The sequence below is a fragment of the Pseudomonas aeruginosa genome, assembly GCF_001457615.1.
GTDB lineage: Bacteria > Pseudomonadota > Gammaproteobacteria > Pseudomonadales > Pseudomonadaceae > Pseudomonas > Pseudomonas aeruginosa.
The window spans coordinates 763,318-788,123 of the sequence record NZ_LN831024.1 but is presented as its reverse complement, the minus strand read 5'-3'; the positions used below and the strand labels follow the sequence as shown (position 1 = coordinate 788,123).

Sequence of the window (24,806 nt, the reverse complement as noted above, 5' to 3'; positions counted from 1 at the left end):
CAGAGACAGTCATCGTCGCGCGCAGCGAACGGCCTCCCTCAGCCGCGCAGTTCCTCGACCAGTGTGCGCAGCAGTTCGGCGGCCGGCAGCTCCCGCGCCAGCGCCGCGCCCTGGCCGGCCCACTGGGCGGCGAAATCATGGTTGCCGCGAGCCAGAGCGGCGGTCTGCAACGCTTTGGTCGCGTCGTAGACGAACGGATAGTCCGGCAAGGGCGGCACTCCAGGCGCGGCGGCATCGAAGAACATCCGGTTGGGCAGGCCGCGGGCGCTGCGCCCGGACATGGTCACGGTCAGCGCGGTGCGCGCCGCGCGCGGCCCCTTCAGCGCCTCGCGGTAGGCGGCGTTGGCCGAGGACTCCGGACAGAGGACGAAGGCGGTGCCCATCTGCACGGCGCTCGCGCCCAGCTCCAGGGCGGCGCGGATGCCCCGTCCGTCCATGATCCCGCCGGCAGCCACCACCGGTAGCGAACCGCGCGCCGCCAGCAGGCGGACCAGCGCCAGGGTGCCGATGGCGGCGTCGCCGCGCTCCGGCTCGAACACCCCGCGATGGCCACCGGCCTCGATGCCCTGGGCGACCACCGCATCGGCGCCGGCGGCCTCCACCAGGGCCGCTTCCTCCGGCGTGGTGGCACTGACCAGTACGCGGATGCCCGCCGCCTGCAACGCGCGAACCTGGTCGCGGGGCGGCGCGCCGAAATGGAAGCTGACCGCCGCCGGCCGCTCTTCCAGCAGCATCGGCAGCAGGGTCGGGTCTTCGAGGAAGCTCAGGTAGATGTTGTTCAGGCGCGCCGGCGGCTCGGCGCCGAACTCGGCGAACAGCGGCTTCAGGTAGTCCAGCCAGGCGCGCTCGCGGGCCGGGTCGGCCTGCCCCGGGCGGTGGCAGAACAGGTTGACGTTGAACGGCTTGTCGGTCAGCCCGCGCACCTCGCGGATCAGCGCCCGGCCTTTCTCGGCGGCGCTACCGGTGATGGCGATCGAACCGAGCCCGCCGGCGTTGGATACGGCGGCGGCCAGCGCCGGCGTGGAGACGCCGAGCATGGGTGCCTGGATGATCGGCTGCTGGATGCCGAGCAGGCGCGTGAAGCGGTCAGTCATGGCGATTCCCTCTCCCGGTCGGACGACACCGCGTCGGCCGACGCTTGACCAATATATCTTCATAAAAGAATATTTTTAACAATTCATTCTCATAAAGAGATAGATCGATGGACCTTTCCTCCCTCGAAATCTTCCGCGCGGTCGCCCACGAAGCCAGCGTCACCCGCGCCGCTCAGCGGTTGCAGCGAGCGCAGTCGAACGTCACCACGCGGATCCGCCAGCTCGAGGAGGACCTGGGCGTCGAACTGTTCCTGCGCGACGGCAAGCGCATGAGCCTGACCGAACGCGGCAGCGAATTCCTCGCCTACGCCGAGCAGTTGCTGGCTCTCGCCGACGAGGCGCGTCAGTCGATGCATCCCGCCGAGCCCGGCGGGCGCCTGCGCCTGGGCAGCATGGAAAGCACCGCGGCCAACCGCCTGCCGGCGCTGCTGGCGAGCTATCACAAGGCCTGTCCGCGGGTCGCCCTGGAAGTCTCCACCGGCACCAGTCGCGCGTTGTTCGATGGGGTGCGGGCGCGGCGCCTGGACTGCGCGCTGGTGGCCGCCGGCCCGGGCTGGGCCGGCGAACTCGATGGCAGCGGCCTGCGCGGCGAGCCGCTGTTCCGCGAGGACCTGCTGATGATCCTGCCGGCCGAACACCCGCCGGTCCACGACGTCGCCGAGGTGCGCCTGCGCACCCTGGCCGGCTTCGCCCGTGGCTGCACCTACCGGCAACTGGCCGAGGACAGCCTGGGCACGCCGCTGACGGTGCAGGAAGTCGGCTCCTACCATGCGATCCTCGCCTGCGTCGCCGCCGGCGCCTGTGTCGGCGTGCTGCCGCGCTCGGTGCTGCAACTGCTCGGCACGCCGCCGCTGCGCAGCCTGCCCCTTGCCGAAGTAGACACCTGGCTGGTCTGGCGCGAAGGCTACGCGACCGCCGCCTTCGAACGCTGGCGCGGCGTGCTGGGCCAGGCCGGCGACTGAGCGGCCAGGGGCGAACCCAACGGCCTGGCTCCGGTCCAACCCCGAGCCATCAGAACAATAGCGAGCCAAGGAGTTGCCCATGAGAAGACTGCCCACCCTCTGCCTGCTGGCCCTCGCGCCGCTCACCGGCGTGGCGCCCCAGGCACAGGCCGCCAGCCTCTACAACCTGCTGGTGGGGACCTATACCGAAGGCTCCAGCGAAGGCATCCAGGTCTACCGCTTCGACGGCGCCGACGGCTCGGTGAAAGGCCCGCTGCGCGTGGCCCATACCAGCAACCCCTCATACCTGACCTTCGCCCCGGACCAACGCACTCTGTTCGTGGTCAACGAGAACGGACGGGGCGGCAAGGGCGATACCGTCGGTCGCGCCACGTCCTACCGTTTCGATCCGATCAGCGGCCGCCTGCAACAGATCAGCCAGGTCCAGACCCTCGGCGATCATCCGACCTACAGCAGCCTCAGCCACGACGGTCGCTACCTGTTCGTCGCCAACTACTCGGTACAGCCGGAAGGCTCGGTGGCGGTACTGCCGGTGCGCGCGGACGGCTCGCTGGCGCCGGTGGTGCAGGTGGAGTCGCACCAGGCCAGCAAGGTGCATCCGCGCCAGGTTTCCGGTCATGTGCACTCGGTGGTGTCCTCGCCCGACGGCCAGTACCTGTTCGCCCCCGACCTCGGCGCCGACAAGGTATTCGTCTACCGCTACGCCCCGGAACAGGCCGAACGTCCGCTGCAGGCGGCCGATCCGGCATTCGTCCCGACCCCGCCCGGCAGCGGCCCGCGCCATCTGATCTTCAGCGCCGACGGGCGTTTCGCCTACCTGACCCTGGAACTGAGCGGCCAGGTGATGGTGTTCGCCCATGAGGGCAATGGCCGCCTGCGCCAGTTGCAGACCCACGACCTGGCGCCTGCCGGCTTCCAGGGCAAAGTCGGCGCCGGCGCCCTGCACCTGTCCGCCGACGGCCGCTTCCTCGGCGTGCTCAATCGCGGCGACGACAACCAACTGGTGACCTTCACCGTCGACCCGGCCAGCGGCCAGTTGCGTTTCGTCGAACGGCGCTCGGTGGAAGGCACCGAGCCGCGCGAATTCGCCTTCTCGCCCGGCGGGCGCTTCGTCCTCGTGGCCAACCAGAACAGCGACCAGTTGCGGGTGTTCGCCCGCGATCCGCAGAGCGGCCAGGTGGGCAAGACGCTGCAAAGCGTCGAGGTGGGGTCGCCGAGCGATCTGCGCTTCGTGGCGGTGCCGTGACCTTGCGCTCGGCCATCCGCCGATACGCCGCTGGGCCGGCGGATCGGCGCTAAGCGGTCATCCGCACTACGGAGCCAGACCCGAAGCCCGCCCTGGCTCCAAGGCCCACAGGCATGGAGCTTCCGCCCACATACGGCAAGTCCTGTAGGGCGAATAACGCCAGGGGCGTTATCCGCCGCTGTCCCGGAGAACCGGCGGATAACCGCAAGCGGTTATTCGCCCTACGGAACCAGGATCCGCCACGTAGAGGTTTGCCATGCTTGCCCTCCAGACGATGGGGTAGCTAACTCGCCCCGGCAGGAGGTCGAATCGTCGCGCAGCGGGTCGAGCGACAGTGATGCCGCGAAGGCGTCTCGCTCCAGGGGGAACCGTCGCGACGGGTTGCCCGCAAGCTACACCCAGCCCCTCCCCCAATAGTCCCCGCGACCAATCGTCAGCCCCTCACCCCACCGTCCCGCGACACCAACGAATCCACCTGCAACCCACGCCCAGCAAGGCCTATAGCGCTAATCACAGACGCCCTTGACCTCAACTTAACTTGAGGTTTTATAGTCCCCGCTGCGGTCATACCGCCCCGTTTCCCCAGGACCACGAACCGCCCCCACGGCCGCTTCGCGGCGCCGGATGGCGACCAGCACAAGGAACGACCCATGCAGCGCTTCATCGATAACTCGCTCGAAAGCAACTGGCTCTGGCTGACCGCCCGGATCTGCCTGGCCCTGATGTTCGTCGCCTCGGGACTGGCGAAGCTGTTCGACTATCAGGCCAGCCTGGAGGAAATGCGCGCCGCCGGCCTGGAGCCGGCCTGGCTGTTCAACATCGCCACCGCCGTGACCCTGCTGGCCGGCTCCGCGCTGGTCCTGCTGGACCGCAAGCTATGGCTCGGCGCCGGGGCGCTGGCGGTGTTCCTGCTGCTGACCATCCTCATCGTCCACACCTTCTGGAGCAAGACCGGCGTCGAAGCCAAGCTGGCGATGTTCTTCGCCCTCGAGCACATCGCGGTGATCGGCGGCCTGATCGCCACGGCCATCGCCAGCGCGCAACGCCAGCGGCTGCGCCAGGACGTCTCCGTGGCCGCCACCTACCAGAAGGCCTGAGGCGATCATGCAGAAACCCGTCCTGATCGCCAGTGCCGCGCTCATCTGCGCGGCGGTTATCGGCATCGCCGTCTACGCCACCGGCTCGGCGAAGAAAGACGCCGGCGGTTTCGCCGGCTACCCGCCGGTAAAGGTCGCCCTCGCCTCGGTGGAGCGGCGGGTGGTGCCGCGCGTCTTCGATGGCGTCGGCGAGCTGGAGGCCGGTCGCCAGGTCCAGGTGGCCGCCGAAGCGGCAGGACGGATCACCCGCATCGCCTTCGAATCGGGCCAGCAGGTGCAGCAAGGGCAGTTGCTGGTGCAACTCAACGACGCGGTGGAACAGGCCGAGCTGATCCGTCTCAAGGCGCAGTTGCGCAATGCCGAGATCCTCCATGCCCGTGCGCGCAAGCTGGTAGAGCGCAACGTCGCCTCGCAGGAACAGCTGGACAACGCCGTCGCCGCCCGCGACATGGCGCTCGGCGCGGTGCGCCAGACCCAGGCGCTGATCGACCAGAAGGCGATCCGCGCGCCCTTCTCCGGCCAGCTCGGCATCCGCCGCGTGCACCTCGGCCAGTACCTCGGCGTCGCCGAGCCGGTGGCCAGCCTGGTGGATGCGCGGACCCTGAAAAGCAATTTCTCCCTGGACGAAAGCACCAGCCCCGAGCTGAAGCTCGGCCAGCCCCTCGAGGTCCTGGTCGACGCCTATCCGGGGCGCAGCTTCCCGGCGCGCATCAGCGCCATCGACCCGCTGATCGGCAAGTCGCGCACGGTGCAGGTCCAGGCCTTGCTGGACAACCCCGAAGGCCTGCTCGCCGCCGGCATGTTCGCCAGCATCCGGGTCTCGCGCAAAGCCGACGCGCCGTCGCTGAGCGTGCCGGAAACCGCGGTCACCTACACCGCCTACGGCGACACCGTGTTCGTCGCCCACCAGGACGGCGACCGGCCGCTCAGCGCCAAGCGCGTCTCGGTGCGGATCGGCGAGCGCTGGGACGGTCGCGTGGAAATCCTCCAGGGCCTCGCCGAGGGCGACCGGGTAGTGACTTCCGGACAGATCAACCTGAGCGACGGGATGGCCGTGGAACCGGTCAAGGAAGACACCCTGAGCAGCGCCGCGCCCCCCGTGCCGGTCGCAGGCCGCTGAAGGAACCCCGCGATGACCTTTACCGACCTGTTCGTTCGCCGGCCGGTGCTGGCGCTGGTGGTCAGCACGCTGATCCTGCTGCTCGGCCTGTTCTCCCTGGGCAAGCTGCCGATCCGCCAGTACCCGCTGCTGGAAAGCTCGACCATCACCGTCACCACCGAGTACCCCGGCGCCTCCGCCGATCTCATGCAAGGCTTCGTCACCCAGCCGATCGCCCAGGCGGTGTCGTCGGTGGAGGGCATCGACTACCTTTCCTCGACCTCGGTGCAGGGGCGTAGCGTGGTGACCATCCGCATGCTGCTCAACCGCGATTCGACCCAGGCGATGACCGAGACCATGGCCAAGGTCAACTCGGTGCGCTACAAGCTGCCCGAGCGTGCCTACGACTCGGTGATCGAACGCTCTTCCGGCGAGACCACCGCGGTAGCCTACGTCGGCTTTTCCAGCAAGACCCTGCCGATCCCGGCGTTGACCGACTACCTGTCGCGGGTGGTCGAGCCGATGTTCTCTTCCATCGACGGCGTGGCCAAGGTCCAGACCTTTGGCGGCCAGCGCCTGGCCATGCGCCTCTGGCTCGACGCCGACCGCCTCGCCGGGCGCGGCCTGACCGCCTCCGACGTGGCCGAGGCGATCCGCCGCAACAACTACCAGGCGGCGCCGGGGATGGTGAAGGGGCAGTACGTGCTGTCCAACGTGCGGGTCAACACCGACCTGACCAACGTCGACGACTTCCGCGAGATGGTCATCCGCAACGATGGCAACGGCCTGGTGCGCCTGCGCGACGTCGGTACCGTCGAACTGGGCGCCGCGGCCACCGAGACCAGCGCACTGATGGACGGCGACCCGGCGGTGCACCTGGGGTTGTTCCCGACGCCCACCGGCAACCCGCTGGTGATCGTCGACGGCATCCGCAAGCTGCTGCCGGAGATCCAGAAGACCCTGCCGCCGGATGTCCGCGTCGACCTCGCCTACGAGACTTCGCGCTTCATCCAGGCCTCCATCGACGAGGTGGTGCGGACCCTGGTGGAAGCGCTGCTGATCGTGGTGCTGGTGATCTACCTCTGCCTCGGCTCGCTGCGCAGCGTGCTGATCCCGGTGGCGACCATTCCCCTGTCGATGCTCGGCGCCGCCGCGCTGATGCTGGCCTTCGGCTTCAGCGTCAACCTGCTGACCCTGCTGGCGATGGTGCTGGCCATCGGGCTGGTGGTGGACGACGCCATCGTGGTGGTGGAGAACGTCCACCGCCACATCGAGGAAGGCAAGTCGCCGGTGGCGGCGGCGCTGATCGGCGCCCGCGAAGTGGCCGGCCCGGTGATCGCCATGACCATCACCCTGGCCGCCGTGTACACCCCCATCGGCCTGATGGGCGGCCTCACCGGCGCGCTGTTCCGCGAGTTCGCCCTGACCCTGGCGGGCGCGGTGATCGTGTCCGGGGTGGTGGCGCTGACCCTGTCGCCGGTGATGAGTTCGCTGCTGCTCCAGGCGCACCAGAACGAGGGGCGCATGGGCCGCGCCGCCGAGTGGTTCTTCGGCGGCCTGACGCGGCGCTACGGGCAGGTCCTGGAGTTCTCCCTGGGCCACCGCTGGCTGACCGGCGGCCTGGCATTGCTGGTGTGCATCAGCCTGCCGCTGCTGTATTCGATGCCCAAGCGCGAACTGGCGCCGACCGAGGACCAGGCCGCGGTGCTCACCGCGATCAAGGCGCCGCAGCACGCCAACCTCGACTATGTCGAACTGTTCGCGCGCAAGCTCGACCAGGTCTACACCAGCATCCCGGAAACCGTGAGCACCTGGATCATCAACGGCACCGACGGACCGGCGGCGAGCTTCGGCGGGATCAACCTGGCGGCCTGGGAAAAGCGCGAGCGCGACGCCTCGGCGATCCAGTCCGAGCTGCAAGGCAAGGTCGGCGATGTCGAGGGCAGCAGCATCTTCGCCTTCCAGTTGGCCGCCCTGCCCGGCTCCACCGGCGGCCTGCCGGTGCAGATGGTGCTGCGCAGCCCGCAGGACTATCCGGTGCTCTACCGGACCATGGAAGAGATCAAGCAGAAGGCCCGACAGAGCGGGCTGTTCGTGGTGGTCGACAGCGACCTCGACTACAACAACCCGGTGGTCCAGGTCCGCATCGACCGCGCCAAGGCCAACAGCCTGGGCATCCGCATGCAGGACATCGGCGAGTCGCTGGCGGTGCTGGTGGGCGAGAACTACGTCAACCGCTTCGGCATGGAGGGCCGCTCCTACGACGTGATCCCACAGAGCCTGCGCGACCAGCGTTTCACTCCGCAAGCGCTGGCACGACAGTTCGTGCGCACCCAGGACGGCAACCTGGTGCCGCTGTCGACGGTGGTCCGGGTGGAGCTTCAGGTCGAACCGAACAAGCTGATCCAGTTCGACCAGCAGAACGCCGCGACCCTCCAGGCGATCCCCGCGCCCGGCGTCTCCATGGGCCAGGCGGTGGCCTTCCTCGACGACGTGGCGCGCGGCCTGCCGGCCGGCTTCAGCCACGACTGGCAATCCGACTCGCGGCAATACACCCAGGAAGGCAACACCCTGGTGTTCGCCTTCCTCGCCGCCCTGGTGGTGATCTACCTGGTGCTCGCCGCGCAGTACGAGAGCCTGGCCGACCCGCTGATCATCCTGATCACCGTGCCGCTGTCGATCTGCGGCGCGCTGCTGCCGCTGGCGCTGGGCTACGCGACGATGAACATCTATACGCAGATCGGCCTGGTCACCCTGATCGGCCTGATCAGCAAGCACGGCATCCTCATGGTCGAGTTCGCCAACGAACTGCAACTCCACGAGCGCCTCGACCGCCGCGCGGCGATCCTGCGCGCCGCGCAGATCCGCCTGCGGCCGGTGCTGATGACCACCGCGGCAATGGTCTTCGGCCTGGTGCCGCTGCTCTTCGCCAGCGGCGCCGGCGCCGCCAGCCGCTTCGGCCTGGGCGTGGTGATCGTCTCCGGGATGCTGGTCGGCACCCTCTTCACCCTGTTCGTGCTGCCCACCGTCTATACCCTGCTGGCGCGCAACCACGCGGAAGTCGACAAGAGCCCGCGCAGCCGGCAACTGGCCGAGGCCGATCTGCTGGTGAACAAGGCATGAAGCGCTCCTACCCGAACCTTTCGCGCCTGGCGCTGGCCCTGGCGGTCGGCACCGGCCTGGCCGCCTGCAGCGTCGGCCCCGACTACCAGCGTCCGCAGTCGCCGCCGCCACGCGTCGCCAGCGAGCACCTCGGCGAGTTCTCCGGCGAGCGGCGGGAAGCGCCCTGGTGGAGTTTCTTCGACGATCCGCAACTGGTGCGCCTGGTCGACCAGGCGCTGGCGCGCAACCATGACATCCGCGAGGCCCGCGCCAACCTGCGCAGCGCCCGCGCGCTGTTCGACGACCGCTGGCTCGACCAGTTGCCGCAGGTCACCAGCCAGGCCGGCTACAGCCGCAGCATCGAACAACAGCTGGACTACGACGGCGAGCCGCGCCGGCGCCTGGCGGAGAGCTACCGCGCCGGCTTCGACGCGCAGTGGGAAATCGACCTGTTCGGCCGCCTCGGCCGACTTTCCGACGCCGCCCTGGCCCGCGCCGAAGCGGCCGACGCCGACCTCCGGCTGGTACGCCTGAGCATCGCCGCCGACACCGCCCGCGCCTACTTCGAGATCCAGGGCTACCAGCGCCGGCTGGACGTGGCGCGCGCCCAGGTGCGCAGTTGGCGCGACACCCTGGAGCTGACCCGCAGCAGCCTGCAACTGGGCAGCGGCCTGCCGGAGGACGTGGAGAACGCCCAGGCCAACCTGCTGCGCAGCGAAGCGGCGATTCCGCCACTGACGACCGCGCTGGAGAGCGCCCGCTATCGCCTCGACGTGCTGCGCGGCGAGGCACCCGGCAGCGGCGCGCCGATCCTCGACGGCGCCGCCGCCGCGCCATTGGCTAAGAACCTGCCGCTGGGCGACGTCGACCGCCTGATCCTCCAGCGCCCCGACGTAGTCAGCGCCGAGCGGCAACTGGCAGCGAGCACCGAAGACGTCGGCGCGGCCACCGCCGAACTCTATCCGCGCCTCGACCTGGGTGGCTTCATCGGTTTCTTCGCCCTGCGCAGCGGCGACCTCGGCAGCGCCTCGCGCGCCTTCGAACTGGCGCCCAGCGTCAGTTGGCCGGCGTTCCGCCTGGGCAACGTGCGGGCCCGCCTGCGCGCCGTCGAGGCGCAGTCCGACGCCGCGCTGGCGCGCTACCAGCGCTCCCTGCTGCTGGCCCAGGAGGACGTCGGCAACGCGCTCAACCAACTGGCCGAACACCAGCGTCGGCTGGTCGCCCTGTTCCAGTCCGCGACCCATGGCGCGAACGCCCTGGAGATCGCCAACGAACGCTACCGCGCCGGCGCCGGCAGCTACCTGGCGGTGCTGGAGAACCAGCGCGCGCTGTACCAGATCCGCGAGGAACTGGCGCAGGCGGAGACCGCCTCGTTCGTCAACGTCATCGCGCTCTACAAGGCGCTCGGCTGGGGCAGCGGCGACCTGGCGCCGGGCGCCGGCCAACTGGCCGCCGGCGAAACCGCCGGGGCCAACCGTTGAAAGTTCCGATTCAGGCCCTGGCAGCGACGATCATGCGGGTTTCCATCGGCAGGTCGACGATCCGCTCCACCGCGAAGCCGCCGCGCCCGAGCAGGTCGACCACCTCCTCGGTGGTGCGGTGACGGCCAGCGCAGGCCATGAACAGGTGCACGTCCCAGAGCACCGACATCGGCGACGGCTCGCTGGCCGAGATGGTCCGCTCGATCACCACCACCCGGCCGTCGCCGGCCATCGCCTCGCGGCAATTGCCGAGCAACCGCAGGCTGGCGGCTTCGTCCAGATCGCCGATGATCCGCGACAGCAGGTAGATATCGCCGTTGGACGGCACCTCTTGCAGCATGTCGCCGCCCACCAGGCTGACGCGCTCCCCTGCCAACAGGCTGGAGAGGTTGTCGCGGGCCACGCCGAGGGAACCCTCGCGGTCGAGCATCACGCCCCGGGCGCTGGGCTCGGCCTGCAGGATGGTCTTGGTCAATTCGCCGGAACCGCCACCGACGTCGACGAAGCTACGCCCGCGGAAATCCAGGAGCCTGGGGATCTCGTGGAAGGCCAGGTTGCTCGCCTTCATCGCCAGCAGGAAGCGCCGGCCGGCATCCGGGCAGCGCTTCAGGTAGCTGTAGAAGTCTTCGCCGAACGCCAGCTCGAAGCCTGGGGTACCGCTGAGCAGCGCCTCGCAGGCGGGCGTCCAGGCGGCGTGGAACTCCTCGCCGTAGAACAGCACCATGTCGCGGAAGGAGCCCTCGACATCCCTCAGCAGGTGGCTGGTGGGGGTATTGGCGTAGCCGTCGCGGGTATCGCCCTGGAAGATCTCGAAGGCCACCAGCAGGCGCATCAGTCGATGGATGCGCTCGGCATCGGAACCGACCGCGGCGGCCAGCGTCTCGTCGCTGTCGATCCCGCTCTCGATCAGATCGGCCAGCCCGAGGCGCGTAGCGACGTAGACGCAACGGGACTTCCATTCCCCGGTAACAACTTGTATCAAATTACGCGCAGCAGCAAGATTCGAATTATTCATCTTTTATTCTCTCTCGTTACACATTTCCGTAACCCGAGAAGTACCCAAGCGCTCTATTTCGCACTTCTTGCCCGCTCGGCGAGAAATACCGCAGAACACCCCGGTTCATTCGGAACTTTGAGAAAAAATGCGCTCATCCCCCGGATCAGCGCTCCCTGGATCTCGTTGCGGAAACAACCCTGGAACTTTCCAACTGCCTGTTCCAGAGCCTTTTCCTGCGTACCGAAAGAATAAAATTACAACTTGGCTACAACCTCCGGCATTGCAGGAAGCATCAGCTTAGCAATCCCGCATACCCTGTCTGGCACCTACCAGATCTTGTAGTTGAGCCGGTACGAGCGTTCTGTGTTTTATGCAATCCACATCAGCGACCAGGGATGCTGGCTATTTGAAACACTTCACGGAATGACGCTGAAAGTCTTCGCGACCTCGTCTGTCGCACCTTAACGAAAGCATTGCGAATCCATTACCGACAGGTTTCCAAAAGAAACCCGGGATGAAACTCCTATTGCCTTTCGAAAATTGGAAACGACAGGCGAACATATGTAACGCGAAATTTCACCCTACGTATAAACAATGCGCCCAGCGAATATCGCTCCCTTACCGAGCGACGAACTCCTGCGCGCCAGCGAATAACCGATGCCGCGAGGGAAAAGTTTCTCCGGCATACCTGCAGAGCCCTCTCGGAGGCGGCGCATGAACGGTCAGCGGTACAGGGAAACACCCCTCGACATCGAGCGTCTGCGGCGCCTGAATCGCGCCACGGTGGAGCGCTACATGGCAATGAAGGGGGCCGAACGGTTACAGCGGCACAGCCTGTTCGTCGAGGACGGCTGCGCCGGCAACTGGACCACGGAAAGCGGCGAACCCCTGGTTTTCCGGGGCCATGAGAGCCTCAGGCGGCTCGCCGAGTGGCTCGAGCGCTGCTTCCCCGACTGGGAGTGGCACAACGTGCGGATCTTCGAGACCGAGGATCCGAACCACTTCTGGGTCGAGTGCGACGGGCGCGGCAAGGCGCTGGTCCCGGGGTATCCGCAGGGCTATTGCGAGAACCACTACATCCATTCCTTCGAACTCGAGAACGGCCGGATAAAACGTAATCGCGAGTTCATGAACCCGATACAGAAACTGCGTGCATTGGGAATAGCCGTTCCGCAAATAAAACGTGACGGTATTCCCACTTGAATGACATCTACCGCCAAGGAGCATTGACGATGCCTGATACGACAAATCCAATCGGTTTCACCGATGCCAACGAACTTCGCGAAAAGAATCGCGCCACCGTCGAGAAGTACATGAATACCAAAGGCCAGGATCGCCTGCGCCGCCATGAACTTTTCGTCGAGGACGGCTGTGGCGGTTTATGGACCACCGATACCGGCTCGCCCATCGTCATTCGTGGCAAAGACAAACTTGCGGAACATGCCGTCTGGTCATTGAAGTGCTTTCCCGATTGGGAGTGGTACAACATAAATATATTCGGAACCGACGACCCCAATCATTTCTGGGTCGAATGCGACGGTCACGGCAAGATTCTTTTCCCCGGATATCCCGAAGGTTATTACGAAAACCACTTCCTGCATTCCTTCGAACTTGAAGACGGCAAGATCAAGCGCAACCGCGAATTCATGAACGTCTTCCAGCAATTGCGCGCCTTGAGCATTCCGGTCCCGGAAATAAAACGCGAAGGCATTCCCACTTGATCGAAACGATATCTCCTGCCGAAGGGGGACCCACCATGGACGATCTATTGCAACGCGTACGGCGCTGCGAAGCGCTGCAGCAACCCGAATGGGGCGATCCGTCGCGCCTGCGCGACGTGCAGGCGTACCTGCGCGGCAGTCCGGCGCTGATCCGCGCCGGCGACATCCTGGCCCTGCGCGCGACCCTGGCGCGGGTCGCCCGCGGCGAGGCGCTGGTGGTGCAGTGCGGCGACTGCGCCGAGGACATGGACGACCACCATGCCGAGAACGTGGCGCGCAAGGCCGCCGTGCTGGAACTGCTGGCCGGCGCCCTGCGCCTGGCCGGCCGGCGGCCGGTGATCCGCGTCGGGCGCATCGCCGGGCAGTACGCCAAGCCGCGTTCCAAGCCGCACGAGCAGGTCGGCGAGCAGACCCTGCCGGTCTATCGCGGCGACATGGTCAACGGCCGCGAGGCCCATGCCGAGCAGCGCCGGGCCGATCCGCAGCGGATCCTCAAGGGCTATGCGGCGGCGCGCAACATCATGCGCCACCTGGGCTGGGACGCCGCGTCCGGGCAGGAGGCGAATGCCTCGCCGGTCTGGACCAGCCACGAGATGCTGCTGCTCGACTACGAGCTGTCGATGCTGCGCGAGGACGAGCAGCGCCGGGTCTATCTCGGTTCGACCCACTGGCCGTGGATCGGCGAGCGCACCCGCCAGGTCGACGGCGCCCATGTGGCGCTGCTGGCCGAGGTGCTCAACCCGGTGGCCTGCAAGGTCGGCCCGGAGATCGGCCGCGACCAGTTGCTGGCGCTCTGCGAGCGCCTCGACCCGCGCCGCGAGCCGGGGCGCCTGACGCTGATCGCGCGGATGGGCGCGCAGAAGGTCGGCGAGCGCCTGCCGCCGCTGGTGGAGGCGGTGCGCGCGGCCGGGCACCCGGTGATCTGGCTGAGCGACCCGATGCACGGCAACACCATCGTCGCGCCCTGCGGCAACAAGACCCGCCTGGTGCGCAGCATCGCCGAGGAGGTGGCGGCGTTCCGCCTGGCGGTGTCCGGCTCCGGCGGCGTGGCCGCCGGGCTGCACCTGGAGACCACCCCGGACGACGTCACCGAGTGCGTCGCCGATTCCAGCGGCCTGCACCAGGTCAGCCGGCACTACACCAGCCTCTGCGATCCGCGGCTGAACCCCTGGCAGGCGCTCAGCGCGGTGATGGCCTGGTCCGGCGCAGAAGCGATCCCGAGCGCAACCTTCCCCCTGGAGACCGTGGCATGAGCGGCATTCCCGAAATCACCGCCTATCCCTTGCCGACCGCCCAGCAGCTGCCGGCCAACCTGGCGCGCTGGAGCCTGGAGCCGCGGCGCGCGGTGCTGCTGGTGCACGACATGCAGCGCTACTTCCTGCGCCCGCTGCCCGAGAGCCTGCGCGCCGGGCTGGTGGCCAACGCCGCGCGGCTGCGCCGCTGGTGCGTCGAGCAGGGCGTGCAGATCGCCTACACCGCCCAGCCGGGCAGCATGACCGAGGAGCAGCGCGGCCTGCTCAAGGACTTCTGGGGCCGGGCATGCGCGCCAGTCCGGCCGACCGCGAAGTGGTCGAGGAGCTGGCGCCGGGGCCGGACGACTGGCTGCTGACCAAGTGGCGCTACAGCGCCTTCTTCCACTCCGACCTGCTCCAGCGGATGCGCGCCGCCGGCCGCGACCAGTTGGTGCTGTGCGGCGTATATGCCCACGTCGGGGTGCTGATCTCCACGGTCGACGCCTACTCCAACGACATCCAGCCGTTCCTGGTGGCCGACGCCATCGCCGACTTCAGCGAGGCGCACCACCGCATGGCCCTGGAATACGCCGCCAGCCGCTGCGCGATGGTGGTCACCACCGACGAGGTGCTGGAATGAACGCCCTGCCCACATCGCTGTTGCAGCGCCTGCTCGAACGGCCGGCGCCGTTCGCCTTGCTCTACCGCCCGGAAAGCAATGGCCCGGGCCTGCTCGACGTGATCCGCGGCGAGGCGCTCGAACTGCACGGCCTGGCCGACCTGCCGCTGGACGAGCCCGGCCCGGGCCTGCCGCGCCATGACCTGCTGGCGCTGATTCCCTACCGGCAGATCGCCGAGCGCGGCTTCGAGGCGCTCGACGACGGCACGCCGCTGCTGGCGCTGAAGGTCCTGGAGCAGGAACTGCTGCCGCTGGAGCAGGCCCTGGCGATGCTGCCGAACCAGGCGCTGGAACTGAGCGAGGAAGGTTTCGACCTCGACGACGAGGCCTACGCCGAAGTGGTCGGGCGGGTCATCGCCGACGAGATCGGTCGCGGCGAAGGCGCCAACTTCGTGATCAAGCGGCGCTTCCAGGCGCGCATCGACGGCTACGCCACGGCCAGCGCGCTGAGTTTCTTCCGCCAGTTGCTGCTGCGCGAGAAGGGCGCCTACTGGACCTTCATCGTCCACACCGGCGAACGCACCCTGGTCGGCGCCTCGCCCGAGCGACACATCAGCGTGCGCGACGGCCTGGCGGTGATGAACCCGATCAGCGGCACCTACCGCTACCCGCCGGCCGGGCCGAACCTGGCCGAGGTCATGGAATTCCTCGACAACCGCAAGGAAGCCGACGAGCTGTACATGGTGGTGGACGAGGAACTGAAGATGATGGCGCGGATCTGCGAGGACGGCGGCCGGGTGCTCGGTCCCTACCTCAAGGAGATGGCGCACCTGGCGCACACCGAGTACTTCATCGAGGGCCAGACCAGCCGCGACGTGCGCGAGGTGCTGCGCGAGACGCTGTTCGCCCCGACCGTCACCGGCAGCCCGCTGGAAAGCGCCTGCCGGGTGATCCGCCGCTACGAGCCGCAGGGTCGCGGCTACTACAGCGGGGTGGCGGCGCTGATCGGCGGTGACGGCCAGGGCGGGCGCACGCTGGACTCGGCGATCCTGATCCGCACCGCCGAGATCGAGGGCGACGGCCGCCTGCGCATCGGCGTCGGCTCGACCATCGTGCGTCACTCCGATCCCCTGGGCGAGGCGGCGGAAAGCCGGGCCAAGGCTTCCGGGCTGATCGCCGCGCTGAAGAGCCAGGCGCCGCAGCGCCTGGGCTCGCACCCGCACGTGGTGGCGGCGCTGGCCAGCCGCAACGCGCCGATCGCCGACTTCTGGCTGCGCGGCGCCAGCGAGCGCCAGCAGTTGCAGGCCGACCTGTCCGGACGCGAGGTGCTGATCGTCGATGCCGAGGACACCTTCACCTCGATGATCGCCAAGCAGCTCAAGTCGCTGGGCCTGACGGTGACCGTGCGCGGCTTCCAGGAGCCGTACTCGTTCGACGGCTACGACCTGGTGATCATGGGCCCCGGCCCGGGCAACCCCACCGAGATCGGCCAGCCGAAGATCGGCCACCTGCACCTGGCCATCCGTTCGCTGCTCAGCGAGCGCCGGCCGTTCCTCGCCGTGTGCCTGAGCCACCAGGTGCTGAGCCTGTGCCTGGGCCTGGACCTGCAACGCCGGCAGGAGCCCAACCAGGGCGTGCAGAAACAGATCGACCTGTTCGGCGCCGCCGAGCGCGTCGGCTTCTACAACACCTTCGCCGCGCGCGCCTTGCAGGACCGCATCGAGATTCCCGAGGTCGGCCCGATCGAGATCAGCCGCGACCGCGAGACCGGCGAGGTCCATGCCCTGCGCGGGCCGCGCTTCGCCTCCATGCAATTCCACCCCGAATCGGTGCTGACCCGCGAGGGTCCGCGCATCATCGCCGACCTGCTGCGCCACGCGCTGGTCGAGCGGCGGCCCTGAGCCAGGAGAGCCCATGCACAGATATGTCGTGATAGACGCCTTCGCCAGCGAACCGCTGCAAGGCAACCCGGTGGCGGTGTTCTTCGACTGCGACGACCTCAGCGGCGAGCGCATGCAGCGCATGGCGCGGGAGATGAACCTGTCGGAGAGCACCTTCGTGCTCCGCCCGCAACAGGACGGCGACGCGCGCATCCGCATCTTCACCCCGGTCAACGAACTGCCGTTCGCCGGCCACCCGCTGCTGGGCACCGCCATCGCCCTGGGCGCCGAGACCGACAAGGACAGGCTGTTCCTGGAGACCAGGATGGGCACCGTGCCCTTCGCCCTGGAGCGCCAGGACGGCAAGGTGGTGGCCTGCAGCATGCAGCAGCCGATCCCCACCTGGGAGCACTTCAGCCGCCCGGCCGAGCTGCTCGCCGCCCTCGGCCTGAAGGGCTCGACCTTTCCCATCGAGGTCTACCGCAACGGCCCGCGCCACGTGTTCGTCGGCCTGGAGAGCGTCGCCGCGCTGTCCGCGCTGCACCCCGACCACCGCGCGCTGTGCGACTTCCCGGACCTGGCGGTGAACTGCTTCGCCGGCGCCGGGCGGCACTGGCGCAGCCGCATGTTCTCGCCGGCCTACGGCGTGGTCGAGGACGCCGCCACCGGCTCCGCCGCCGGGCCGCTGGCGATCCACCTGGCGCGCCACCGGCAGATTCCCTACGGGCAGCAGATCGAGATCCTCCAGGGCGTCGAGATCGGCCGGCCGTCGCGCATGTACGCCCGCGCCGAGGGCGCCGGCGAGCGGGTCTCGGCGGTGGAAGTGTCGGGCAACGGCGCGGCCTTCGCCGAAGGCCGGGCCTACCTGTGAACGGGCAGAACGGAGGAACGCCGTGATGGGCGTCAACGCGAACATTTCCGAGTCCCTCACCGGGACCATCGAAGCCCCTTTCCCGGAGTTCGAGGCGCCGCCGGCGAACCCCATGGAGGTGCTGCGCAACTGGCTGGAACGCGCCCGCCGCTATGGCGTGCGCGAGCCGCGGGCACTGGCCCTGGCCACGGTCGACGGGCAGGGCCGGCCGTCGACGCGGATCGTGGTGATCGCCGAGCTGGGCGAGCGCGGGGTGGTGTTCGCCACCCACGCCGATAGCCAGAAGGGCCGCGAACTGGCGCAGAACCCCTGGGCCTCGGGGGTGCTGTACTGGCGCGAGAGCAGCCAGCAGATCATCCTCAACGGCCGCGCCGAACGCCTGCCCGACGAGCGCGCCGACGCCCAGTGGCTGAGCCGCCCGTACCAGACCCACCCGATGTCGATCGCCTCGCGGCAGAGCGAAACCCTCGCCGACATCCACGCCCTGCGCGCCGAAGCCCGGCGCCTGGCGGAAACCGACGGCCCGCTGCCGCGCCCGCCGGGCTACTGCCTGTTCGAACTGTGCCTGGAGTCGGTGGAGTTCTGGGGCAACGGCACCGAGCGGCTGCACGAGCGCCTGCGCTACGACCGCGACGAAGGAGGCTGGAAGCACCGCTACCTGCAACCGTGACGACACCGCTGCGCCGGCGTTTCACGGCGGATATGCGTCCCGCGGCCTCGGAGCCGGGTCGTAGGGCGAATGACGCCACCGGCGTTATCCGCCGCTGCGCCGACGTTTCATCGCGGTAAACGGTCATCCATCCCAGCCGAACCCCCATCGATTCGAACACTCGAGAAAAGGAAGCACCCATGAGCGAACCCATCGATATCCTCATCGCCGGCGCCGGCATCGGCGGCCTCAGTTGCGCCCTGGCCCTGCACCAGGCCGGCATCGGCAAGGTCACGCTGCTGGAAAGCAGCAGCGAGATACGCCCCCTTGGCGTCGGCATCAATATCCAGCCGGCGGCGGTCGAGGCCCTCGCCGAACTGGGTCTCGGCCCGGCTCTGGCGGCCACCGCCATCCCCACCCACGAGCTGCGCTACATCGACCAGAGCGGCGCCACGGTATGGTCCGAGCCGCGCGGGGTGGAAGCCGGCAACGCCTATCCGCAGTACTCGATCCATCGCGGCGAACTGCAGATGATCCTGCTCGCCGCGGTGCGCGAGCGCCTCGGCCAACAGGCGGTACGCACCGGTCTCGGCGTGGAGCGTATCGAGGAGCGCGACGGCCGCGTGCTGATCGGCGCCCGCGACGGACACGGCAAGCCCCAGGCGCTCGGTGCCGATGTGCTGGTCGGCGCCGACGGCATCCATTCGGCGGTCCGCGCGCACCTGCATCCCGACCAGGGGCCGCTGTCCCACGGTGGGATCACCATGTGGCGCGGCGTCACCGAGTTCGACCGCTTCCTCGACGGCAAGACCATGATCGTCGCCAACGACGAGCACTGGTCGCGCCTGGTCGCCTATCCGATCTCGGCGCGTCACGCGGCCGAAGGCAAGTCGCTGGTGAACTGGGTGTGCATGGTGCCGAGCGCCGCCGTCGGCCAGCTCGACAACGAGGCCGACTGGAACCGCGACGGGCGCCTGGAGGACGTGCTGCCGTTCTTCGCCGACTGGGACCTGGGCTGGTTCGACATCCGCGACCTGCTGACCCGCAACCAGTTGATCCTGCAGTACCCGATGGTAGACCGCGATCCGCTGCCGCACTGGGGCCGGGGACGCATCACCCTGCTCGGCGACGCCGCCCACCTGATGTATCCGATGGGCGCCAACGGCGCTTCGCAAGCAATCCTCGACGGCATCGAGTTGGCCGCCGCGCTGGCGCGCAACGCCGACGTGGCCGCAGCCCTGCGCGAATACGAAGAAGCGCGGCGGCCGACCGCCAACAAGATCATCCTGGCCAACCGAGAACGGGAAAAAGAGGAATGGGCCGCGGCTTCGCGACCGAAGACCGAGAAGAGCGCGGCGCTGGAAGCGATCACCGGCAGCTACCGCAACCAGGTGGAACGGCCACGCTAGCAACACCGGGCAGGCCACCGCGCCTGCCCTCTCCCGCCTCTCCCGTCCGCGGGAGAGGCGGCATCCGTGCGGGTGCCGGGCGCTGCGCGCCTATCGGCAGCGCCTCAGGCCTCTTCCGCCCGCCCCTTCCACTCCCCGCGCCCCTCGCCGGCCTGCAGGCGCAGGGCGAGCAACAGGGCCAGCACCGCCAGGGCGCTGCCGGTGAGGAAACCGCCGGCATAGCCGATCTGCGCGGTGAGGCTGACCAGGAACGAAGACGCCAGCATCTCGCCGAGGTCTCGGGTGCTCTGCACCGCGGTGACATCGGTGCCGGCCTGGCCGCCCTGGCCGGCGAAGCGCATCGCCGCGGTGAGGATCGCCACCGAGGTGATGCCGGTAGCCAGCGAGCCGATCAGCACGCAGGTCCACGCCAATCCTTCGCTCAGTGCCAACCAGCGACCGGCCTGCAGATACCAGAGCAGCGCCGAACAACCGGCGAGCACCACGCCAAGGGCGAAACCGCGCCACAGGCCGATCCGCCTGACCAGCCAGGCGCCGCCGCCGCAGCCGAGGAATACCGTGACCAGGCCACCGCTCATGCCCAGCCGGCCGATGTCCTGCAAGGCCCAGCCGGCATCGCTGAGGTACAGCTTGGACAGGCCGAAGCCGGATACCGCGGTCATCGCCGACAGCAGTGCCAGTGCCAGCAGCGAAGGCGCCAGCGGCCGACGCAGGAAGCGCAGCAGGCTGGCCTTGGCGGCCGGTGCCGGGGGGAGTTCGTGGGGGTCGCCGCGCCCCAGGGCGAGCACGCAGCACAGGCTTGCCAGCGGCACGCAGGCCATGACCAGAAACGCCGCGCGCTGGCCGAAATGCCCGGCGAGGATCAGGCTGCCGGCACCGCCGCCGAAGAAGCCGATCATCACCCCGGCGATCTGTACCGCGTTGACCTTGGCCAGCAGCTCGCCGCTGAAGTGCTCCGCCGCCATGCCGTCGGTGGCGATGTCCTGGGTCGCGCTGGCCAGCGAAGCCAGCGCCAGCAGGCCAACCGCCCAACCGGCACTGGCCACGCCGAGGCCGAGCGTCGCCAGGCCGAGCAGGCAGGCGAGGACGATGCATTGCATCGGCAGGATCCAGCTACGCCGCCGGCCGAGACGGCGCGACCAATGGTTGTCGACCCAGGGCGCCCAGAGGAACTTGACCACCCAGGGCAGCCCCACCAGGGGCAGGAAGGCCAGCGCCTGCAATGGCGCGCCATCCTGGCGCAGGAGGGTGGGCAGGGCGTCCATGGCCAGGCCGATGGGAATGCCCTGGGACAGGTAGAGCAACGCCAGGGTGATGACCAGGCGGCGGTGGCGATACAGCTCAAGCATGGTGGTCTCCGGTGACACGGGGGTGGGCGGGTGGCGCGGCGGCGCGCGCCTGCATCCAGGCGTGCCGGATGAGCAGCGCGCCGCAGAGGATCAGGGTGAGGTCGGGGCCCAGGGCCGGCAGCCGGCCGCGCATGAGCCAGGGCGCCAGGTGCGCGACGGCGGCCGCCAGGCAGGCCAGCCCGGCGACGCCGAGCAACCCGCGCGCCAGCGGCCAGTCGCCCGGCAGCAGCAACGCCGCCAGGCCAGCGGCGGCCCACAGGACAAGGAACAGCCGCCCCGGCCAGGGTCCGGCGAGTAGCTCCGAGGGCACGAGTTGCAGCCCCAGCAGGAGCAACGCGGCCGCCGCCACCAGGCCGGCACAGAAACCCTGGCTCAGGCGCTGCAAGAGCCGTACGCGGGCGTCCGGCGCCGAGGCGCGTCGTTGCAGCCACAGGTACAGGCCGCTGGCGCAGAGCAGGCAGGCGCCGAGGCCCATCGCCAGGTGCAGGCCGCGCAACGCGGCGGACCAGCCCGGCCCGAGCCACTGGTACTGGGCGAAATGCAACGGCTGCACGGCGATGAAGGCGCGCAGCCAGAACCCGCGCTGCGCCGAGCTGCGCTCGCCGAGCAGGGCGCCGTCGGCCAGCCGATAGCGGTGCCGCTCGAAGTTCGCGGTACTCGGCAGGCCACGCTGGATACCGGCGATCTCCACGCTGCCGGCGACATCCCCGGCATGACTGAGGCTCAAGCGCTGGGCGACGAAGCCGGGCGCCCACACGGCATCGCCGGCAAGCAGGCGGTCGAGATCGATGCGGGACGCCAATGGCCGCCCCTCGGCGGCGGGCGGCGGCGGTCCCATCAACTCGACGAACACCCGGTTCGGTTCCTGCGGGTAGGCCACCGGCGCCAGCAGCAGGGTCCCGAGCGCGCCCAGCCCGCTGAGCGCGCCGGTGAAACCGAACAACAGCAGCCAGGGCAGTCCCCAGATGCCGATCAGGCCGTGCAGGTCGAACAGCGCCAGGCGCAGCCCGCGGTCCCGCCGCCAACGCCGCAGGTCGCGCCAGCGGCGGCTGTGCAGCAGCACGCCGGCCAGGCACAGCAGCAACAGCGATACGCCGAACAGGCTGACCAGCACCCGCCCGGGGAAGCCGACGAACAGGCTCTTGTGCAGGTTCAGCAGGAGGTCCAGCGCCGGCGTCGGTGGCAGCACCCGGCCGCTGGCCGGGTCGAGGTCCAGCCGGCAGTCCAGGCGCGCATCGCAGACGCTGAAGGCGGCATGGCCGGGAGCAGGCAGCAGCAGGGTCGCATCGCGGATGTCGACGCCTTCCTCGCCCGCCCGTTCGAGCAGGCGCTCCAGCGCAAGGGCTTCTCCTCCCGCCTGCGCCGGGGCCCGCAGCCACTCGCGCAGGTCGTCGTGGCCAAGACTCCAGGCGCCACTGAACAGCACCACGAACAGCAGCACGCCGAACAGCGCGCCGGCGCCACCGTGCAGCGAGAGCAGGAGGGGACGCGCCGCCACTTCAACCGCGCCCCGCCAGCAGCCACAACGCCAGGCCCAGTGCCAGCAGGCTACCGCCCAGGCGCCAGGCGAAGTTGCCCGGATCACGCGCCACCAACCCGCCGACAAGCAGCAACAAGCCCACCCCGAGCGCGCCGAAGAGCCCGGCGTAGAGACGCTCGAGCGGGTCGTCCAGGGGCAGCCCGCGAGTCAACAGATAGCCGCTGGCGGTCGCCGCCGCCAGGCTGCCGGCGAGCGCCAGCGGAACCCGCCAGGCCCAGCCGAAGCCCGACTGGCGCGGCATCAGAACGCGCCCCGCAGGCTGACGTTGAAGCTGCGCGGTTCGCCGTAGCGGTTGTTCCAGTTGGGGTTGGACAGGCTCTGGTAGTAGGTCCGGTCGAACAGGTTGTTGACGTTGACCGCCGCCGTCCAGTGCTCGTCGATCTTGTAGCCCAGGCGCATGTTGACCAGTGCGTAGCCGCCCTGGCGCATGCTCACGCCGCGGTAGTCGACGCTGTAGTCGCTCTGCGCCTGGAGTCCGCCGCCGACGCTCCAGCGCCGGTCCTGCCAGGGCAGGTCGTAGTTGCTCCACAGGCGCAGCAGGTGCCTCGGGGTGAAGGTGGAGTAGCGCGTCCCCGAGTCGTTCTGGCTGTCCTTGAGGTACTCGGTGCTGGTGTAGGTGTAGCCGGCCGAGAGACTCCAGTAGGGCGTCAGGTAGCCGGTGCCTTCCAGCTCGAAGCCCTGGCTGCGCACCTTGCCGCCGCTGATGTAGAACGGATTGTTGGGCGGCCCCGGATGGTCCGGGTCTTCCTGCGGATTGTTCTCCAGGTCGATGCGGAACGCCGCCAGCGACAGGTTCAGGCGGCCGTCGGCCAGTTCGCCCTTGATCCCGGTTTCGTAGGTCTTGCCTTCCACCGGGCTCAGCGGCTCGCTGTTCCAGGTCTGGCGATCCGCCTGCGGCTGGTAGACCTCGGCGTAGCTGACATACCACGACCAGTCCCTGGCGAAGTCCCAGATCAGCCCGCCGTAGGGCGTGAACTGGCGACCGGGCTTGAAGCGGGTGGCCGGGGTGTCCTGGTCCCACCAGCTTTCGCGGCCGCCGACCACCAGGGTCAGCGGCTCGGCGAGCTTGATCCGGCCCAGGGCATAGAGGCCTTTCTGGGTGGTGGTGGTGGTGCCCGGCGAAGTGTACTGGCCGATCTGCGGGCGCGGCACGCCGTGCGGGTCCCAGCGGTAGACATTGACCGGGGTGTTCGGCAGGTTGAGGAAGCGTGCGGTGTCCTGGCGGGTCTCGCCCTGGGCGTAGGTGACCCCACCGAGCAGTTCGTGGGTCAGGCCGAACAGTCGCACCGGCCCATTGAGGTTGGCGTCGAGGCTGCGCTGGATGCTCTTGAACTTGTAGGCGGCGCCCGTCAGCTGGCCACCGTCGCCGGTCTGCGGGTCGATGGCGCCGAAGGAGCCGGCGTAACGCAGGCGCGAATCGGCTTCCTGGTATTCGGCGCTGACCTTGCCTTTCCAGCCGCCGCCCAGTTGCTGTTCGAGGGAGCCGAAGGCGCGGTAGGTGTCCCACTTGAAGCGGTCCCAGTCGACATCGAGGTAGGTGTCGCGGGACAGCCCGAGATTGGACCCATCCTTGGCCATCGGTACCCCGGCCATGTTGGTGATCGAGTCGATGTGCTGGTATTGCGCACCGACGGTGAGCAGGGTGTCGGGGCTCAGGTCGAACTCGGTCACCCCGTAGAGCAGGCGGGTGCCCTGGTCGGCCACGTCGTAGAAGTAGTCGCGGTCCTCGTAGGCGGCCACCGCTCGGCCGCGCACGTTGCCGCTGGCGCTCAGCGGGCCGCCGACGTCGACCTCGGCGCGGTAGCGGTCCCAGCGCCCGGCGCTGAGGGTGGTGCTGGCGGCGAACTCGCGCTGCGGCCGCTTGCGCACCAGGTTGACGGTGGCCGCCGGGTTGCCGGTGCCATGCAGCAGTCCGTTGGAGCCGCGGAGGATCTCGACCCGCTCGTAGATCGCCATGTCCTGCGGCGAACTGGCGGTATTGCCGAGCAGTGCCGGCACCCCGTCCAGCTCGAAGGAGTCGACCTTGAAGCCGCGCACGTAGTAGGCGGTGGTCAGCAGCTGGAACGGCTGCACGGTGACCCCGGTGGCCTGCTGCATGGCTTCGTCGAGGCTGAACAGATTCTGCTGTTCGAGGCGCTCATGGTCGATGACGCTGGCGGACTGCGGCAGCTCGCGCGGCTTGAGCGGCACCTTGCCCAGGGTAGTCACCCCCGGCGGCTGGGTGGCGGACGTGCTTTCTCCGCTGATCACCATGTCCGGCAGTTCCGTCTCGCCGTCCTTGCGCGCGTCGGCCACGGCCGCGGCCAGCGGACTCAGCGCCAGCAGCAGGCCCAGGCACAACGGGGTGTGCCGATTGCGGGCGATGCCCTGGCGTCCCTTGATCACCTTCGTCTCCGTTTTCATCGTTCGAACAGCCTCGGGGGATATACGATTTGATAATGCTTATCATTATGAAGAA

19 protein-coding genes and 1 pseudogene are annotated in these 24,806 nt (G+C 68.8%); 14 read left to right on the top strand and 6 right to left on the bottom strand.

Annotated elements, in window-relative coordinates:
• Positions 1–38: 38 nt before the first annotated feature.
• Positions 39–1,094, bottom strand: a complete 1,056-nt coding sequence (gene nmoA, locus AT700_RS03700; RefSeq protein ID WP_003111998.1) for a nitronate monooxygenase — start codon at positions 1,092–1,094, stop codon at positions 39–41.
• 107 nt (positions 1,095–1,201) lie between these two features.
• On the opposite strand from nmoA, the gene nmoR reads away from it, so the two are divergent.
• From nmoR to opmD, 6 genes are all read left to right on the top strand, one after another.
• Positions 1,202–2,056, top strand: a complete 855-nt coding sequence (gene nmoR, locus AT700_RS03695) for a LysR family transcriptional regulator NmoR (protein ID WP_034017098.1) — start codon at positions 1,202–1,204, stop codon at positions 2,054–2,056.
• Between the two features lie 79 nt (positions 2,057–2,135).
• Positions 2,136–3,302 (top strand): gluconolactonase PpgL, encoded by a 1,167-nt coding sequence (gene ppgL, locus AT700_RS03690; protein ID WP_033937392.1) that lies wholly within the window; start codon positions 2,136–2,138, stop codon positions 3,300–3,302.
• Between the two features lie 650 nt (positions 3,303–3,952).
• Positions 3,953–4,399 carry a multidrug efflux RND transporter inhibitory subunit MexG gene (gene mexG, locus AT700_RS03685; RefSeq protein WP_003093607.1) on the top strand — a complete coding sequence of 149 codons (447 nt, stop codon included), beginning with the start codon at positions 3,953–3,955 and terminating at the stop codon, positions 4,397–4,399.
• 7 nt (positions 4,400–4,406) lie between these two features.
• The gene (gene mexH, locus AT700_RS03680) at positions 4,407–5,519 is read left to right on the top strand and encodes a multidrug efflux RND transporter periplasmic adaptor MexH (protein ID WP_003104731.1); all 1,113 of its coding nucleotides are present in this window, start codon (positions 4,407–4,409) and stop codon (positions 5,517–5,519) included.
• A 12-nt stretch (positions 5,520–5,531) separates the two neighbouring features.
• On the top strand, positions 5,532–8,621 hold the full coding sequence (gene mexI / locus AT700_RS03675) for a multidrug efflux RND transporter permease MexI (protein WP_003093610.1): 3,090 nt from the start codon (positions 5,532–5,534) through the stop codon (positions 8,619–8,621).
• Positions 8,618–10,081, top strand: a complete 1,464-nt coding sequence (gene opmD / locus AT700_RS03670) for a multidrug efflux transporter outer membrane subunit OpmD (RefSeq protein WP_023083293.1) — start codon at positions 8,618–8,620, stop codon at positions 10,079–10,081. Before mexI ends, opmD begins: the two co-directional genes overlap by 4 nt.
• Positions 10,082–10,091: 10 nt before the next feature.
• On the opposite strand, the gene phzM (AT700_RS03665) is transcribed toward opmD, so the two are convergent.
• A complete protein-coding gene (gene phzM / locus AT700_RS03665) occupies positions 10,092–11,096 on the bottom strand; it encodes a phenazine-1-carboxylate N-methyltransferase PhzM (RefSeq protein ID WP_031632099.1) in 1,005 nt (334 codons plus the stop codon).
• 696 nt (positions 11,097–11,792) lie between these two features.
• On the opposite strand from phzM (AT700_RS03665), the gene phzA reads away from it, so the two are divergent.
• From phzA to phzM (AT700_RS03625), 8 genes and pseudogenes are all read left to right on the top strand, one after another.
• Positions 11,793–12,281 (top strand): phenazine biosynthesis protein PhzA, encoded by a 489-nt coding sequence (gene phzA / locus AT700_RS03660; protein ID WP_003114729.1) that lies wholly within the window; start codon positions 11,793–11,795, stop codon positions 12,279–12,281.
• Positions 12,282–12,310: 29 nt separating this feature from the next.
• Complete coding sequence (gene phzB, locus AT700_RS03655) at positions 12,311–12,799, top strand: phenazine biosynthesis protein PhzB (protein WP_003123955.1); 489 nt, start codon at positions 12,311–12,313, stop codon at positions 12,797–12,799.
• A gap of 35 nt (positions 12,800–12,834) precedes the next feature.
• Entirely contained in the window at positions 12,835–14,052 is a 1,218-nt protein-coding gene (gene phzC / locus AT700_RS03650) for a phenazine biosynthesis protein PhzC (protein WP_003093621.1), read from the top strand.
• Positions 14,049–14,671: pseudogene (gene phzD, locus AT700_RS03645) on the top strand (phenazine biosynthesis protein PhzD). Before phzC ends, phzD begins: the two are co-directional and overlap by 4 nt.
• Positions 14,668–16,551, top strand: coding sequence for a phenazine biosynthesis protein PhzE (gene phzE / locus AT700_RS03640; protein WP_012613547.1), 1,884 nt, complete (start codon positions 14,668–14,670; stop codon positions 16,549–16,551). Before phzD ends, phzE begins: the two are co-directional and overlap by 4 nt.
• 13 nt (positions 16,552–16,564) lie before the next feature.
• Complete coding sequence (gene phzF, locus AT700_RS03635; protein ID WP_003093628.1) at positions 16,565–17,401, top strand: phenazine biosynthesis protein PhzF; 837 nt, start codon at positions 16,565–16,567, stop codon at positions 17,399–17,401.
• Positions 17,402–17,426: 25 nt separating this feature from the next.
• Entirely contained in the window at positions 17,427–18,071 is a 645-nt protein-coding gene (gene phzG / locus AT700_RS03630; RefSeq protein ID WP_003112073.1) for a phenazine biosynthesis FMN-dependent oxidase PhzG, read from the top strand.
• A 179-nt stretch (positions 18,072–18,250) separates the two neighbouring features.
• Positions 18,251–19,459 carry a pyocyanin biosynthetic protein PhzM gene (gene phzM, locus AT700_RS03625; protein WP_003142876.1) on the top strand — a complete coding sequence of 403 codons (1,209 nt, stop codon included), beginning with the start codon at positions 18,251–18,253 and terminating at the stop codon, positions 19,457–19,459.
• A gap of 104 nt (positions 19,460–19,563) precedes the next feature.
• Here the strand turns inward: phzM (AT700_RS03625) and AT700_RS03620 are convergent, their stop codons facing one another.
• Genes AT700_RS03620 through fptA form a run of 4 tightly spaced genes read right to left on the bottom strand, consistent with a single transcriptional unit; the run spans position 19,564 to position 24,751 of the window.
• Positions 19,564–20,808, bottom strand: coding sequence for a RhtX/FptX family siderophore transporter (locus tag AT700_RS03620; protein WP_003121872.1), 1,245 nt, complete (start codon positions 20,806–20,808; stop codon positions 19,564–19,566).
• A complete protein-coding gene (locus AT700_RS03615; RefSeq protein WP_014602466.1) occupies positions 20,801–22,306 on the bottom strand; it encodes a PepSY-associated TM helix domain-containing protein in 1,506 nt (501 codons plus the stop codon). Before AT700_RS03615 ends, AT700_RS03620 begins: the two co-directional genes overlap by 8 nt.
• A 1-nt stretch (position 22,307) precedes the next feature.
• Complete coding sequence (locus AT700_RS03610) at positions 22,308–22,589, bottom strand: hypothetical protein (protein ID WP_014602465.1); 282 nt, start codon at positions 22,587–22,589, stop codon at positions 22,308–22,310.
• The gene (gene fptA, locus AT700_RS03605; protein WP_003118950.1) at positions 22,589–24,751 is read right to left on the bottom strand and encodes a Fe(3+)-pyochelin receptor FptA; all 2,163 of its coding nucleotides are present in this window, start codon (positions 24,749–24,751) and stop codon (positions 22,589–22,591) included. Before fptA ends, AT700_RS03610 begins: the two co-directional genes overlap by 1 nt.
• Positions 24,752–24,806 lie beyond the last annotated feature (55 nt).